Raw genomic sequence first — 13,585 nt, 5'->3', positions numbered from 1 at the left:
GTACGAGGAGCGCCGCGCGCTCGGCGATGGCCCGGTCGAATTCCGGCAGCAGGCTGGTGTAGACGTCCGCGCTGACGGTGAGGGACGAGTGGCCCAGTGTCTCCTGGATGTCCTTCATGTCGCCGCCCGCCGCGTGGATCAGCGTGGCCGTCCCGTGCCGCATGTCATGCAGGCGAACGGGCGGCAGGCCGGCCTCCTCGTACAGCTCCGTGAAGCGCCGGGTGACGTTGGAGGGGTGCAGCCACTCCCCGTTCTCGCGGGTGAAGATCCGCCCGGTCTCCACCCAGGCAGCGCCCCACTCCTCCCGGTCCTTGTCCTGCTGCTCGCGGTGCCGCTCCAGCACAGCGACGGTCAGGGAGTCGAGCGTGATGGTCCGGGCGCCGGCATCGGTCTTGGGATCGTCCTCGCAGACCTCCCACCCGTTCACCACGAGCTGCTTGGCCACGGTCATGGTCCCGGTGGCCAGGCTGGTGTCCGTCCACTTCTGGCCGCAGGACTCGCCGCGTCGTAGCCCGCGATACGCGATGAGGTGGAACTGCGCGTAGAGCCGGTCGCTCTCGGCGTGGTCCAGGAAGCGGCCGGTCTGCTCCGGGGTCCACACCATGACGGGGGAGGGCTTCTCGCCCGTCCGCTTCCAGTACTCGATCCGCTCATCGGTCCAGATCAGCGCCTTGGGGCGCTGGCGCGACTCCATCTCGACGTGGGACGCGGGATTGAAGGTGATCAGCTGCTGCGAGATCGCCTTGCTGAGCGCGGCGCGGAGTGTGGAGCGGATCCGCTGGCGGGAGGAGGGACCGACGATCCGCCGGAACGAGGGCATGGCGGCGATGGCTTCCTTGAGCGCCTTACGCCGTGCCCGCTCCTCATGTCCCTTCCAGGGGATCTCGGCGAGGTCCGCTATTGCTTGCCACCGGGCCGCATTCGCCTCGGCGGTCTGGACGTTGGCCTGCGCGATCGCCTCGAACATCGCCGTCAGATGGCTGACCCACAGCCGGTCCAGCCGCAGGTGCCCGAGGTGCGGCTGAAGGTAGAGCCGGACGATGCCCTCGTCGCGCATGATGGCCCCACGGCGCCCCTTCTTGGCTGCCAGCCACGTCTCCAGCCACTCGCCCACAGTGAGGCGGCCGGTGAGTTCCTGGCCGCTGTGGAGCCGACGTCGGGTCTCCTCGACGCCGGGCAGCGGCGACTTGGCGTCGGCGGCCTGCTCCAGCATGTCGGCGATGGCGGCCAGAGCCTCGGGGTCGTCGGCGTCAGGGATGCCGAGCAGGGCACGTATGCGGTCGAGTTCGGCCTGCGCCTCCTTAGCGGTCTCGTAGCCGGAACGGTTGAACGCACGCCGCGACCCGTCGGCGCGCTGCGGAAGCTCCTGGCGGACGGAGTAGGTGCCGTGCTTGCGGGTCTTGAGCTTCGGGCAGGACTTGCCGAGCGGCTTGCCGGTCCCGGCGTCGCGGCAGTAGCAGCGGCGATAGGTGGAGCCCTTCAAGCGAACTTCTCCTTAGGCGTGTTGGCCGTTGATCATTCGGTTTCAGACTCGTCGTCCAGGTCGGTCTCCAGGGTGTGTTGGGACCAGACGATCTTTCCCTCGGCGTCGTACGACCAGGACGGGTGCGGGCGACGGCGCTGCACGCTGGGGTGGGACCCCATGAAGGACTCCTCCTCGCCGGTGAACCACTGCAGGGCGTTCCAGGTGGAGACGTCATCGCGGAGGGGGAGCGTCTGCGCCCTTTCGGTGTATCCGACGGGGTAGATCAGGGAGATCGGGTAGGTGTGCAGTGCCTCGGCGAGAACCATCACCTCCACCAGCGGCAAGGTCGTGCGGCGCCCGGACTCCATGTTGGCGATGACGTTCCGGGGGATGGGATAGCCGATCTCGGCACAGGCGCGCGCCAGGTCCTCGCCGCTCATGCCGAGATCCTTTCTTCGCCGCCGAACCTCTGCCGCCACCGTGGCGACGACCTGGTCAGCCCACTCCAGGACGTTGGTGTCTTCATGGTCGTCATCGTGTTGTGTCACGGCGACACAATAGCTTCGTCACACTCACTTCCGATGGCTTGGAGTCGGATGCGAGTACGCGTTCGCCGAGGGCTCAGCCGAGGAGCGGAGTCGCGTGATGCGCGAGAACGAGATGACCCAGACGGTGAAGGGCATGGGACGCGAAGAACTGCTCGCCCTGCCTGCCGCAGTCGACCTGGAAACGGGCAACCGGGCTCTGGGGCTGGGGCGGAGCAAGGGGTACGACCTGGCGCGCCGGGGCCTGTACCCGTGCAAGGTCCTCCGTTTGGGCAACGCCTACCGCGTGGTGACGGCGGATCTTCAGGCGGTGCTGGGCCTGACGGCGTGAGGGGACAACGCCGCGTCCACGGAGGTGTGTCGAGAGAACGCAGAACCGGTGGACTGTGCCGGAATCCGGTCGTATGGTCCTGGTCGCGCTGCTCCCGACGCCTTCGGGACAAGACCGAGCAAGCTCTCGATCTGAACAGAAAAAAGCCCCCGGCGCTCCGAACGCCGAGGGCCCAGCAGAACCCTCGTAACCGCCCATCGCTGAACGACCAACCAGCGCGCCGGAGTACCTAGTTCCGAGCGCGCCGTGAGGAGCTTCTGTGCCCCACAGTACGACCCTCCCCATCCCTCCCGCATCCCCATCGCACCGCCCGACCGCGAATGCGGGGCGCTGACCGGTGGCCCGAATCCGCACCATCAAGCCGGAGATGTTCATCTCCGAATCCCTCGCGTCGGTGTCCCTCACCGCCGAGCGGACCTTCGCCGGCCTGCTCACCCAGGTCGACGACCACGGCCGCTTCCGCGACAACGCTGCCGTCATCACCGGCCTGCTGTGGCCGCTGCGTGCCGAACACACCCCCGTGCACGTCGAAGAGGACCTGGTCCAGCTCGACGGCGCCGGGCTGATCTGCCGATACGCGGGCGGCGCCGGGAAGCGATACCTGCACCTCGTCACCTGGCACAAGCACCAGAAGATCAACCGGCCCAGCGGCACCCGCGCACCGGCCTGCCCTACCCACGACGGGGCCCCATTCAGTGAGCCCTCACTGAGCCCTCAGGGAGGGATCACGGAGGGCTCACCGGGCCCTCACCGCAACCTCGGTGAGCCCTCGCGAGAAATACGCGAGCCCTCACTGAACCAAGAAGCAGCAGGTCAACCGGCATTCAGTGAGGGCTCAGTGAGTCCTCAGGGAGGGATCGCGGAGGAAGCGGTGAGCCCTCAGTGCCCGGATCTAGGACCTAGGATCTTGGATCTAGGATCTTTCCTTACGGGGGGCGCGAGCGCCCCCGCACCGGACACCGTCTCCGCTCAGCAGCTCATCGCCGAATACGTGGCAGGCTGCGCGGCCAGGCCACCGGGCAAGGTTCTCGGCCACCTCGGCCGGGAGATCAACCAGCTCCTCGCCGAAGGCATCGACCCCGCGCACATCCGCACCTCCCTGGACCGCTTCCGGGCCAAGCCGATGCACCCCGGCGTCCTGCCCAGCCTGGTCAACGAGGTCATGAACGCCACCCAGCCCGGTGGCTCACCGCACCGGGCGTGGACCAACCCCGCCGACGCCGCAGCTGCGTACGGGGGCGAACTGTGATCCGCCGCCACCAACCCCGCCAGCAGCCCGACCGCGACCCCCAACAGGCCGGCACTGCCCTGCATGCCCGCATGCAGCGCCTCCTGGCCACGCGCGGGCTCGACCCCAACCGGTTGGAAGCCGAGGGACCCGGTGAAGGTTCCGATGGACAACCGGCCGCGCTGGAACTGGCCGAGCGCCGCATCCCGCCGCGCTACCGCCAGGCCACGGCGGACCACCCCGAGGTCGCCACCTGGGTCCGGCACGTCACCCTGGCCGCCAGGCCGGGACCTGGTGGCGCACCGGGCATCGCCACCGGCCCGTCGCTGCTGATCGCAGGCCCCACCGTTATCAACGGGGCTTGAGTCCCCTTCTTCTATGTCTTCGACGAGCGTCACTGTGAGCGTTCTGTGTCGTTGATGCATTGCTATCAACGGGAGTTCTTCAACGAGACGGAACGGCATCAGTGGCACACAGCCTGGCTGTCCAGCCCGCCAGCGGGCAGCGGACATGGACCGTGATCGATGAGAAGTACCGGACAGTCGCCCCGGTCGAGGAGTGGTTGGAGGCCCACCGGTTCTTGTGGTCGCCGAACACCGTCCGCGGTTATGCCACGTCGTTGGCCCAGTGGTGGACGTTCCTCGAACAGCGCGACGAGGCCGCGAAGTGGAGGGATCTCGGGGTCCCGGCCGTCGCCGGGTTCCTGTCCTGGTTGCGCAACGGCCGCACCGTCGAGCACGCCCTGGTCGAGCCCGAAGACGCGCCCGCGCCGGAGACGTTGGAGGCGAGGCTGGCCGCGCTGATCTCCTTCTATCGCTGGCAGGAGGCGGTCTTCTCCGTCCCGGTCGCGGGACGGCTGATGCGTGGGGCGCCACGCAGAGCTGCGGCCCGTGGCCTGCTCGCGCACCTGGATGCCCGCACCGCCCCGGGCCCGTCCTCGCTGGTCAGGGTCCGCCGCCACCGGCATCGCGGACGGCCGCCCCTGCTGCTGCCGGGAGAGATCCAAGCGATCCTGGACGGCTGCGCGATGCCGGACGCCTCGGTCGGCGAGTGGACGGGCAACCTGCGCGACCGGCTGCTGTTCGCGCTGCTGGCGGAGAGCGGGATGCGCCTGGGAGAGGCCCTGGGGCTGCGGATCGGCGACTTCGTCATGGGCCGCGGCAGCACCCCCTATATCGAGATCGTCCCCCGCGAGGACAACCCGAACGGGGCGAGGGTGAAGATGATGCGCCCCCGGCGGGTCTACGTTGGCACCGATCTGGAGAAGCTCTTCGCCGACTACCTCACCCATCTCGCCTGCCGGGCCGCCGAGTTGGGCATCGAGATTCGTACCGACTCGCCGCTGCTGGTGAACCTGACCCGGCCGCCGCTGCTGGCCGCCCTGCGGGAAGGAACGGTGCGGGACAAGACCGCCGCCCTGCGAAGGAAGGGCGCTGGTCCCGCTTCCTGGACGCCGCATTGGTTCCGGCATTCTCACGCGACCGCGTTGTTGCTGGCCGGGACCCCGGAGTGGGTGGTCTCCCGGCGACTTGGACATGCACATGTGCAGACCACGCTCGACCTCTATGGCTGGGTCCGGGAGGATGAGGCACTGCGGGCCGCGGCGAACTGGAAGTCGTACGTCTCCTCCTGGCAGGTGACCGATGGCCGGTGAACAGCGCCGTCTGCACGCCGCCGGCAGCGAGGATCCGATCTGGCGGCTGTGGTCTGATCTGCCCGGGCCGTGGAAGGGGCCGGTCATCGGTGACGGCATCGAGGACTGGGAGAAGATCACCGAGAACGGCGACCGCCGCATCGACCTGACCGGTCTGCCCGACCTGATCGCCGCCGAACTGGCCTGGATGGCGCACTGGCAGGCGATGGACGGGACCCGCTCGTCGGTGCTGGGCACCAACCAGTTCGCGAACATCCTGCGACGGGCGATCCGCGAGAGGCACCCCTTCCCGGCCTCGGTCCGCGCCATGGACTGGGAGACGGCCGCCGCCCTGCAGCGGTGGTTCTATGCCACCCGCTGGGGCCGGCTCCCGCCGCACGGCAGCATCGCCCGGCTGCGGGTCATCTTCCGTTTCTCCCGCCTCGCCCTGCTCGTCCGCTGCACCGACAAGCCCTGGTGGACGCTGGATGAGTGGCACCCCAGATGCGACCCGCGCATTCCGCTCGCGGAGCACGAGCCCCAGGCCCACTACGGCTGTTCACCCTCCACGATCGGCCAGGGGTGGCTGCGGGAGGCGGTGAAGTGGTGGCTCGGCACCCAGCTCGAAGCGGGAGTCCTGCGCTGGTCCACGGTGAGCCAGGAGCGAATCCGCTGCCTGGTCCGCTTCGACCGGTGGCTGTCGACGACCTTCACCGACCCGCTGGACGTCCTGGGTGATCCCGCCCATGCGGTCCAGCTGGCCGCCGCCTTCCGCCGCTGGGACACCGACCCCACCAACCGGCTTCTTCGCCGGTCCGAGCAACGATTCGCCCACAAGCCCGTCCATCCCCGGCTGGTCAACGACGACCTGCGGGCCGTCGCCGAGCTGTTCGCGTTCATCGCGGCCAACCCCGCCGAGGCCCGCCAGGTCCTGGGGACGCACCCGTGGTCGCGCGTCACCGACGCGCACGCGGCCGGCTGGTTCCGCCAGGTCTCCCGCATCCCGCACCAGCGCGAACTCAACGACGAGCACTACGTCGACGACCACGCACTCGCGCAGATCCCCGCCGCCCTGCCCCTGCTCGGCCTGAGCCGCACGGAAGAGATGGCGGTCACGCGTGGTGACGGACAGCAGGCCACCGCCCGGGGCATGGACGACCCGCAGGCCATGCGCATGATCCTGCTGCAGATCCTCACCGGCCGGCGGGCCAGCGAGATCCGCACCTGCCGTTTCGACTGCCTCTCCCCGGTCCCCGACCGGCCGGTCGACGCCGCCGAGGGCGAGGAGATCGCCCGCTTCCACTACGCACAGAGCAAGATCGATATCGCGCCGGACAACATCCTCGTCGACCGCGAGGTCGTCGCGGTCATCAACGAACAGCGGCAGTGGATCCACGACCGCTTCCCCGGCATCACCCCACGCCACCTCTTCATGCAGCGGACCGGCAACCGCCAGGGCGACAAACCCTACCCCTCGGGCACCTACAGCTGGATGCTCCGCGAGTTCAGCAAGACCGTGAAGATCACCGACAGCAAGGGCAAGCCGGTCGGGCTGAGTCACACCCACCGCTTCCGCCACACCAAGCTGACCCGGCTCGCCGAACTCGGCCTGCCCGTCCACGTGTTGATGCGCTATGCCGGGCATGCCACCCCGTCGATGTCGATGCACTACGTCGCCGCCCGCCAGGAACACGCCGAGCAGGCATTCCTGGCCACCGCCAAGCTGCGGGCGGACGGCACCCACATCGTCTTCTCCCGCGACGACCACGACAGCCTCCACCTGTTCAACCGCGCGGACCGGTTCCTGCCCCACGGCTGGTGCATGCTGCCGCCGATGCAGACCTGCGACAAGGGAAACGCCTGCCTGACCTGCTCGGTCTTCGTCACCGACGCCTCCCACCAACCCGCCCTGGAAAGGCAGTTGACCGAAACCGCAGCACTGATCGACCGCAGCACCTGCGCCTTTCAGGAGCGTCACGGCCGCCCGATGCCCGAGGACAACGTCTGGCTCCTGCAACGGCGGGCCGAGCACGCGGCCCTCGCAAAGCTGCTGGACACCATCCGCGACAAACCTGGCCGGGCAGTTCAAGGCGCCGGCTGCGGCACCGCCCCCACCGGACCCGTCCCGCTCACCCTCGACCTCGACCGCCACCGAAGGACCCGGCCATGACCGACACCCGCACCCAGCGGACCCAGACCCTCGCCGCCGCCGCGAAGGCGAAGTCCCAGGCCAAGACGGAAGCGACGGAGAAGGCGATCCGCACCCTGGTCAAACGCGGCGAGCCGATCACGTTCCAGGCCGTCCAACGCGAGGCCGGCGTCTCCCACGCCTTCCTCTACAACCACCCCGACCTGCGCGGTCGCATCGAACATCTCCGAGCCCAGGCCCTGCCCATCCCTGCACCGGCACCTGCGGCTGACGAGCAGAACACCCTCGTCCTCGCGCTGACCAGTCAGATCACCCGCCTGAAGAGGCAGCACCGAGAAGAGGTACAGGCCCTGCGGGACGCACTCGAACAGGCCCACGGCGAAAACCTCGACCTCCGACGCGAACTCGCCCGACGCGGCGGCGACGTCCCGCCACAAACCCAGACCATCGGATCCTGTTGAGATCAGTCCGCGGCCATCAACTCGATCAACTCGGCGTCCGACACGTCCGACCGGAGCCGGACGTCGAAGTTATATCCCTCATCGCAGAACACCAGGTCAAGGCCCTCCGGAGTGAGCCTGCGGAACACAACCGCCAAGCGCACCGCGTCAGACTCCGACGAGTCGAGATACAGGCAAGTGCCGTCCTCATGCAGATACGCCTCACCCGGACCGTCCTCCGACTCGAAGGACCAGCAGAAGCTCCGTGCCTCGCTGCGGCGAGCCGAATCCATCTCGACTCCAGCCCATCCGTCTCGGATCGCAACCGTCAGAGCCTCGCGGTCGACGCCCCAGCCACCCGCTTGACCGTCGACAAGCACCATGAACGTCGCCATAACCCATGTCTACCACCCGAGACCGACACCCTGGGCCGCAGCGTCGTCAGTCCACGACGAACAGATCGCATCGACGTTCTGACCAGGCATGTCATCCACTCGCGCCGCACGACCCGTTGATAACGGGCGGCACCGGCAAGACCCACCAGGCATACGGAGCCGTACGTGGCCTCGTACAGGCCGGTGTGCGCCTGCGGTGGCAGTCGATCACCGCCGCCGACCTGTACGCCGCCCAGCGGCCCCGCCAAGGCCACGACAGCGAACGGGAGATGCGTGACCTGTCCCGCTGCCCGCTCCTCATGATCGACGACCTGGGCGCGGCCAAAACCAGCGAGTGGACCGAAGAGCTGACGTACCGGCTCATCAACCACCGCTACGAGCAGCTCCTGCCGACGCTCTTCACGACCAACATCCCGATCCGCGAGATCCGCACGATCCTCGGCGACCGCATCGCCTCCCGCCTGGCCGAGATGACCGAACGGGCCGTCCTGACCGGCCCCGACCGCAGAAGGCACACCGCCTAACCAGCCGTCCGCCTCTGCCCATCACCTGCCCCACCACCCTCCGGGCCGCGCCCGCGCTGACCCCTGTGCGCCCGGAGGGCGATCGGAGACCCCACATGCCCACCGCCACCGCGCCACCGCCTGCCCGCATCCAGGGCTGGGACCGTGCCGCGATCTTCGCCCTCGGCGCCGCCGGATGCGCCCTGTCCTGCGACGCCCTCCAGCAGATGGCCGTAGCCATCCACGTCCGCGGAATCCTGACCTACCTCTTTCCGCTAGTGATCGACGGCTTCATCTCCTACGGCGTCCGCGCCCTGCTGGTCCTGCGCACCGCCCCCTTCGCCGCCCGCCTATACGTCTGGACCCTCTTCGGCTCCGCGACAGCCGCAAGCATCTGGGCCAACGCCCTCCACGCCGTCCGGATCAACCAACAGCACCACCCGGTCTCCGGATTGCGGCTCGGCGACACCACGGTCGGCACCCTGTCCGTCCTGGCCCCGCTCGCCCTGGCCGGAGCGGTCCACCTCTACATCCTCATCGCCCGCCACCCAGCCGGAACGCCCGAGCAGGAGAGCCGGCCTTCCGAACAGGACAGCGGTCCACCACACGCGCCCCACGTCGAGCCGCTCCGCACCGCCGCCACTGACACCCCGACGAAGGCTCAGCAACTACCCCTCACCGCAACCCCGTCGGAACTCCCTCTCCCGCTCCCTGCCGACATCCGGCGCATCGGTCGCCCGCCGGGCGCCGAGATGGGCGAGCTGATGGTCCTGGCCCGGAGGGCAGCCGCTGAAGAGGGCAAGAGCTCGCGCAAGGTCGTTCGGGACGCCGTCCGCAACGCCGGACTCACCCTCGGCGGTGAACGCCTCACCGAGCTGATGAACCGCCTGCGCGAAGAGGAAGACGAGGCGCCGGGCAGCACCGCCGACTGACCGCAGACGGCCTCCGTCCTCGGTGGGTGGGGTGATCGGAAGGGTTCCGATCACCCCACCCACCCCGCCGTGCTTCCTCCGGTCACCCCGTCCGCAAGGACGGCGGCGACCCCATGACACGCGCCAGGCCGTACGCCCTCGGCGCCCCGTCGCAAAGCGGTCCCGCCCCAGACAGCCGCAGAGTCGTCCGACCTCGGCAAATTTCCCTCAGCACGACACTCAGGAGCCGAGCATGCGCGAGATCAACTCCAGGAACACCAGCACATCAGTGCCCCACTCCGGCGTCGAAGTTACGGATGCACCGGTACCCACCACATGCGGAGCCAGCAAGAGCCTGCGACCGCCCTACGGGCGTTCGCAGGCGCAGGCCCCCGCCCAGGGGGGCGGGGATGGTCCGGCGGGGGCGCCGGGCCTGGAGGTGGTCGCGGCCGAGGGCAGCCGCGACCAGGACCCGCAACCCCCCTCGCAGCGCACCGCCACCTGTCAGCAGCCGCCCGTCGTGCGCGCGTCCGCTGCCGCTGCCGCACGTCGCAAGCCCAAGCGCCGCCAGCGCGATGCCGCACAGAAGAAGAAGTCCCGCGTCACCGTCCGTTTCGACCAGCACGAGAAGCAGCAGCTCGACGAGCAGGCAGCCACCGCCGGCCTCTCCCTCGCGCACCTAGTCGCACGACGCGCGCTCACGCCTGGCACAGCCACCGCCACCGCAGGCTCGGTCCAGCGCACCGAACAGTTGGATGCGGCGATCGACGAGTTGGCCTCGACGCGCGCAGAGCTGAGCGCCTGGGGGAACAACCTCAACCAGATAGCCCGGCACCTCAACACCGGCGGCACCCTCGTGCCCAGCCCCGCCACCCAGTTCCTCGAAACTGCGGGGCACCTCCTCGTCCAGGACCTCCCCCGCGCGGTGGCGCTCCTTGACGAGGCCGCCCACGGGATTGCCAAGCGCCGGGGGCGAGGGTGATCGCCAGCATCAGCCGGGGCGACCGCACCCGCGGTGTCCTGGCCTACGTCTACGGCCCCGGCGACACGGACGAACACACCCACCAGCACACCGTCGCAGGCTTCGAGGAACTCCTGCCCGACCCCGGTCTCGCCACCAACCCCGAACAGGCCCTGGACCAGCTCGCCAAGATCCTGGACCTGCGGGTGGTCCAGGCCGGCAAGCGTTCCCCGAAGGAACACGTGTGGCACTGCTCGCTGCGCGCGGCCCCCGAGGACCGGCACCTCAGCGACGCCGAATGGGAACAGGTCGCCCGCCGCGTACTGGCGGCTTCCGGCATCGCCCCGGCAGGAGACCCCGACGGCTGCCGCTGGGTGGTGGTCCGCCATGCCGACGACCACGTCCACATCGTCGCCACCACCGTCCGCGCCGACCTCACCCACGCCCGCCTGCACCGGGACTGGCACCGCGTCATGACCGAACTCAGCAGCATTGAGAAGGACTTTGGGCTGCGTCAGGTCGACCGCAGCCCCAGCGGCAGGCGCACCTCACCTCGCCGGGCGACCCGCGCGGAGCTGCACAAGGCAAAGCGGCTGGGCAAGCCCGAACCCTCTCGGCAGACCCTGCGCTCCGCCGTGCGCGAGTCCCTCGCGGGAGCCGTCACCGAGGAAGAATTCCTCGCCCGTCTCGCCGATCACGGCGTTCGCGTGAAGATCCACCGGCTGCCCTCCGGAGACGCCAGGGGCTACTCCTTCGCCCTGCCCGGCGAACGCAAGGCCAACGGCGAACCCCTGTGGTTCCCCGGCACCCAACTGGGCCCGGACCTGACCCTGCCCAAGATCCGCGCCCGCCTCCACGCAGGAGCAACGCCCACCATCGTCGCCGTTACCGGGGCTGCCGACGCACACCACAAGGCCGACCATGCGGCCGAGCGGGCACTGCACGTCATCACCTCCCTCACCGCGAACGAGACCGACGAGCGGACCGCGACCGCGATCAGTGCCGGCCTCGGGGAGATCCTCGACGTCCTCCCACAGGTCCACTTCGGCGCGACGGGCCGCCAGTTGCGGCAGGCCGCGAAGGCGTACGGGCAGGCGGCCTACGTCCACGACAGGGCCGCCGACCAGCAACTGCGCGCCCTACGCGGTGCAGCGCGGACACTGCTCGACGGCGGACCGGCCCTCGGAAGCGGTAAAGACGCCGATGCGACCGCGATGGTGCTGAGCACCCTCGTACTGCTCGTGATCGCGGCCTACCGATGGCACGAGGCCCACGGCCACCGCCAGCAGGCGAACGCGACCCGCGCCGCCGCCGACCAACTGCGCTCCACCTACCTCACAGTTTCCGCGAAGCCGCTGGCGAACCTGACCCTGCACGGTGAACGGCTGCCACCCGCGGTACGCAACCAGCACGCCCAGGCAGTGCACCAAGCCCTGCCCCCCGACCTCGCGGCGCGCGTGCTGGCCGAACCCGGCTGGAGCGCGCTCGCGGCGACGCTCGCCCAGGCAGCCGCCCAGGGCCAGCTACCCGTGGACGTACTGCGAGACGCATTCAGCGCGCGGGAGATCGCCGCGGCCGAATCCGCCAGCAATGTCCTGACCTGGCGCATCCGCCGCAACGCCAACCTCCCCACCACGTCGGCCGTCGTCCAGCCGACCCAGAGGAAGCCCGCCCGAGCAGCAACTCCGCAGACCCCCAGGCCGGCAACGGCACCCATGCCCCCAGCCCACCGGCCCCGGCGGTAACCACCGCCCACAAGACCGCCGCCGCCGATCCCGGCAGCGCTACACCCCTAAGGAAGGACACCCGCCATGATCCCGCCCTACACCTTCGACGCCGGTATCGAGCACGAGTGCACCGTGAAGGCAGGTCACTCCCCGTTCTGGTTGACCGACCCCGAAACCCTCGCCCGCATCCGCGCCGCTGTCAGCGCCCTTCTCGGGCAGTCGTTCTGGGCCGTCCAGGACGACTGCACCATGACCGCCTCCCTGGAATGGCTCGCGCGCTACACGTGCGGCGACGTCGAACTCGACCCGTGCCTCATTCCGGTCGTCCAGACGCTGACCGCCATCGTGACAACCGGCACCGCCCGAGCTGACATTGGCAACCCCCTCGACTTGCTCGATGCCACGCTCGCGGGCCTGACCGCCTTCGAGTCCCGCTCTGAGTCCGCCCAAGCCAAGTTCCTGGCGAGTTGCACAACCGAGGAGGACTTCCGCTGACATCGTTCCGGGCAGCCCCCACAACGGCTGCCCGGAACGGCACCACCTGACCTCTTAGGCCGGAGTCTCTCGGAATAGCCTCCCGACGAGTCGGGCTCCCTCGACGGAAACCACGGCAGTGACCGTATAGATGAAACAGGCTATAGCCACCACGTAGCCGTTTGGATCAGTGATCCACTCCGCGCTCAGACTCTTGTTGACGAACTCTCCCCCCGAGAGGATGAATGGAACACCCAACAGCAACGCATCAATGAGGAGCGTAAGGGCCGCCATGGAGAGGAACCCGAACGCGATGATGTTGCAGGGTGCAGCCAACAGGTACGACAGGCCCCTGCTCGAATTACTATTGCGGTAGGCATTGATCATCAAGAAGGCGGCAAATGCAGTGAATCCAACGGATATCAGGTCCGCGTGTAGGTAGGGCGACAGCGATTCTATTTCAAGAAATGAATCGGCGGGTAGGTGGGCAAATCGATCTCGTCGTGCAGGATCGAATGCCGAGGAGATGATACTGCCCACGATGTATGCAAGGCGGATCATGACGAACTGCACGAAGATAACCATGGCGGCGATGATCGTCGTGATGATGAGCCGAGGAAGCGGCTGGCCGAGGAGACGGGAAATTCCTGCGCTCCCGGCGCGCTGAGTTGCCCTCGCAAGCTTCATCGCGTTCTGGGCATTCGTTACGTACGACTCTACCGCGTAAGCCAATGTCACGAGAGCGATGATCGCGGGATGTATCCCAACCATGGCCAGGAAACTGCCTAGTGACGCAGTGAAGTCAGGCAAACTTGACATTGGA

At 68.7% G+C, this 13,585-nt stretch carries 13 protein-coding genes and 2 pseudogenes; 11 read left to right on the top strand and 4 right to left on the bottom strand.

Annotated features, from left to right (window positions below; all coding sequences use genetic code 11):
- Positions 1 to 1,483, bottom strand: a 1,483-nt coding sequence (locus O3X23_RS15760) for a site-specific integrase (protein ID WP_269271996.1), incomplete at its 3' end; no start/stop codon positions are given.
- A 164-nt stretch (positions 1,484 to 1,647) separates the two neighbouring features.
- Positions 1,648 to 2,013 (bottom strand): annotated as a pseudogene (locus tag O3X23_RS15755) (helix-turn-helix domain-containing protein); the annotation flags it as partial.
- Between the two features lie 97 nt (positions 2,014 to 2,110).
- Here O3X23_RS15755 and O3X23_RS15750 point away from each other — a divergent pair.
- From O3X23_RS15750 to O3X23_RS15725, 6 genes are all read left to right on the top strand, one after another.
- Positions 2,111 to 2,341: a hypothetical protein gene (locus O3X23_RS15750; protein ID WP_269272074.1), complete on the top strand. Its 231-nt coding sequence runs from the start codon at positions 2,111 to 2,113 to the stop codon at positions 2,339 to 2,341.
- A gap of 337 nt (positions 2,342 to 2,678) precedes the next feature.
- The gene (locus O3X23_RS15745; protein WP_269271995.1) at positions 2,679 to 3,590 is read left to right on the top strand and encodes a hypothetical protein; all 912 of its coding nucleotides are present in this window, start codon (positions 2,679 to 2,681) and stop codon (positions 3,588 to 3,590) included.
- Between the two features lie 71 nt (positions 3,591 to 3,661).
- Entirely contained in the window at positions 3,662 to 3,934 is a 273-nt protein-coding gene (locus tag O3X23_RS15740; protein ID WP_331283917.1) for a hypothetical protein, read from the top strand.
- A 152-nt stretch (positions 3,935 to 4,086) separates the two neighbouring features.
- Positions 4,087 to 5,223: a tyrosine-type recombinase/integrase gene (locus O3X23_RS15735; protein WP_269271994.1), complete on the top strand. Its 1,137-nt coding sequence runs from the start codon at positions 4,087 to 4,089 to the stop codon at positions 5,221 to 5,223.
- On the top strand, positions 5,213 to 7,372 hold the full coding sequence (locus O3X23_RS15730; protein WP_269271993.1) for a tyrosine-type recombinase/integrase: 2,160 nt from the start codon (positions 5,213 to 5,215) through the stop codon (positions 7,370 to 7,372). The genes O3X23_RS15735 and O3X23_RS15730 overlap by 11 nt, the downstream gene beginning before the upstream one ends.
- The gene (locus O3X23_RS15725; RefSeq protein ID WP_269271992.1) at positions 7,369 to 7,812 is read left to right on the top strand and encodes a DUF6262 family protein; all 444 of its coding nucleotides are present in this window, start codon (positions 7,369 to 7,371) and stop codon (positions 7,810 to 7,812) included. Before O3X23_RS15730 ends, O3X23_RS15725 begins: the two co-directional genes overlap by 4 nt.
- A gap of 2 nt (positions 7,813 to 7,814) precedes the next feature.
- On the opposite strand, the gene O3X23_RS15720 is transcribed toward O3X23_RS15725, so the two are convergent.
- Complete coding sequence (locus O3X23_RS15720) at positions 7,815 to 8,186, bottom strand: hypothetical protein (protein ID WP_269271991.1); 372 nt, start codon at positions 8,184 to 8,186, stop codon at positions 7,815 to 7,817.
- A 116-nt stretch (positions 8,187 to 8,302) separates the two neighbouring features.
- Between O3X23_RS15720 and O3X23_RS15715 the strand changes: the two are divergent.
- The 5 genes and pseudogenes from O3X23_RS15715 to O3X23_RS15695 form a co-directional block, all read left to right on the top strand.
- Positions 8,303 to 8,710, top strand: a pseudogene (locus O3X23_RS15715) (ATP-binding protein); the annotation flags it as partial.
- A 95-nt stretch (positions 8,711 to 8,805) separates the two neighbouring features.
- Positions 8,806 to 9,621: a DUF2637 domain-containing protein gene (locus tag O3X23_RS15710; protein WP_269271990.1), complete on the top strand. Its 816-nt coding sequence runs from the start codon at positions 8,806 to 8,808 to the stop codon at positions 9,619 to 9,621.
- Positions 9,622 to 9,853: 232 nt separating this feature from the next.
- On the top strand, positions 9,854 to 10,582 hold the full coding sequence (locus O3X23_RS15705; RefSeq protein WP_269271989.1) for a plasmid mobilization protein: 729 nt from the start codon (positions 9,854 to 9,856) through the stop codon (positions 10,580 to 10,582).
- Positions 10,579 to 12,306, top strand: coding sequence for a relaxase/mobilization nuclease domain-containing protein (locus O3X23_RS15700; RefSeq protein ID WP_269271988.1), 1,728 nt, complete (start codon positions 10,579 to 10,581; stop codon positions 12,304 to 12,306). Before O3X23_RS15705 ends, O3X23_RS15700 begins: the two co-directional genes overlap by 4 nt.
- A gap of 66 nt (positions 12,307 to 12,372) precedes the next feature.
- Positions 12,373 to 12,783, top strand: a complete 411-nt coding sequence (locus tag O3X23_RS15695) for a hypothetical protein (protein ID WP_269271987.1) — start codon at positions 12,373 to 12,375, stop codon at positions 12,781 to 12,783.
- Between the two features lie 54 nt (positions 12,784 to 12,837).
- Here the strand turns inward: O3X23_RS15695 and O3X23_RS15690 are convergent, their stop codons facing one another.
- Positions 12,838 to 13,500, bottom strand: a complete 663-nt coding sequence (locus tag O3X23_RS15690) for a hypothetical protein (protein WP_269271986.1) — start codon at positions 13,498 to 13,500, stop codon at positions 12,838 to 12,840.
- Between the last annotated feature and the right edge of the window lie 85 nt (positions 13,501 to 13,585).

This window comes from Streptomyces sp. H39-S7 (assembly GCF_027158205.1).
Classification (GTDB): Bacteria; Actinomycetota; Actinomycetes; order Streptomycetales; family Streptomycetaceae; genus Actinacidiphila.
This window is presented reverse-complemented; position numbering and strand designations above follow the sequence as displayed.

Excerpts from the sequence above, each read along its gene's own strand:
- O3X23_RS15720 (WP_269271991.1), bottom strand. The coding sequence starts at position 8,186 with ATGGCGACGTTCATGGTGCTTGTCGACGGTCAAGCGGGTGGCTGGGGC.
- O3X23_RS15750 (WP_269272074.1), top strand. The coding sequence starts at position 2,111 with ATGCGCGAGAACGAGATGACCCAGACGGTGAAGGGCATGGGACGCGAA.
- O3X23_RS15695 (WP_269271987.1), top strand. The coding sequence starts at position 12,373 with ATGATCCCGCCCTACACCTTCGACGCCGGTATCGAGCACGAGTGCACC.
- O3X23_RS15740 (WP_331283917.1), top strand. The coding sequence starts at position 3,662 with ATGCAGCGCCTCCTGGCCACGCGCGGGCTCGACCCCAACCGGTTGGAA.
- O3X23_RS15725 (WP_269271992.1), top strand. The coding sequence starts at position 7,369 with ATGACCGACACCCGCACCCAGCGGACCCAGACCCTCGCCGCCGCCGCG.
- O3X23_RS15705 (WP_269271989.1), top strand. The coding sequence starts at position 9,854 with ATGCGCGAGATCAACTCCAGGAACACCAGCACATCAGTGCCCCACTCC.
- O3X23_RS15710 (WP_269271990.1), top strand. The coding sequence starts at position 8,806 with ATGCCCACCGCCACCGCGCCACCGCCTGCCCGCATCCAGGGCTGGGAC.
- O3X23_RS15730 (WP_269271993.1), top strand. The coding sequence starts at position 5,213 with ATGGCCGGTGAACAGCGCCGTCTGCACGCCGCCGGCAGCGAGGATCCG.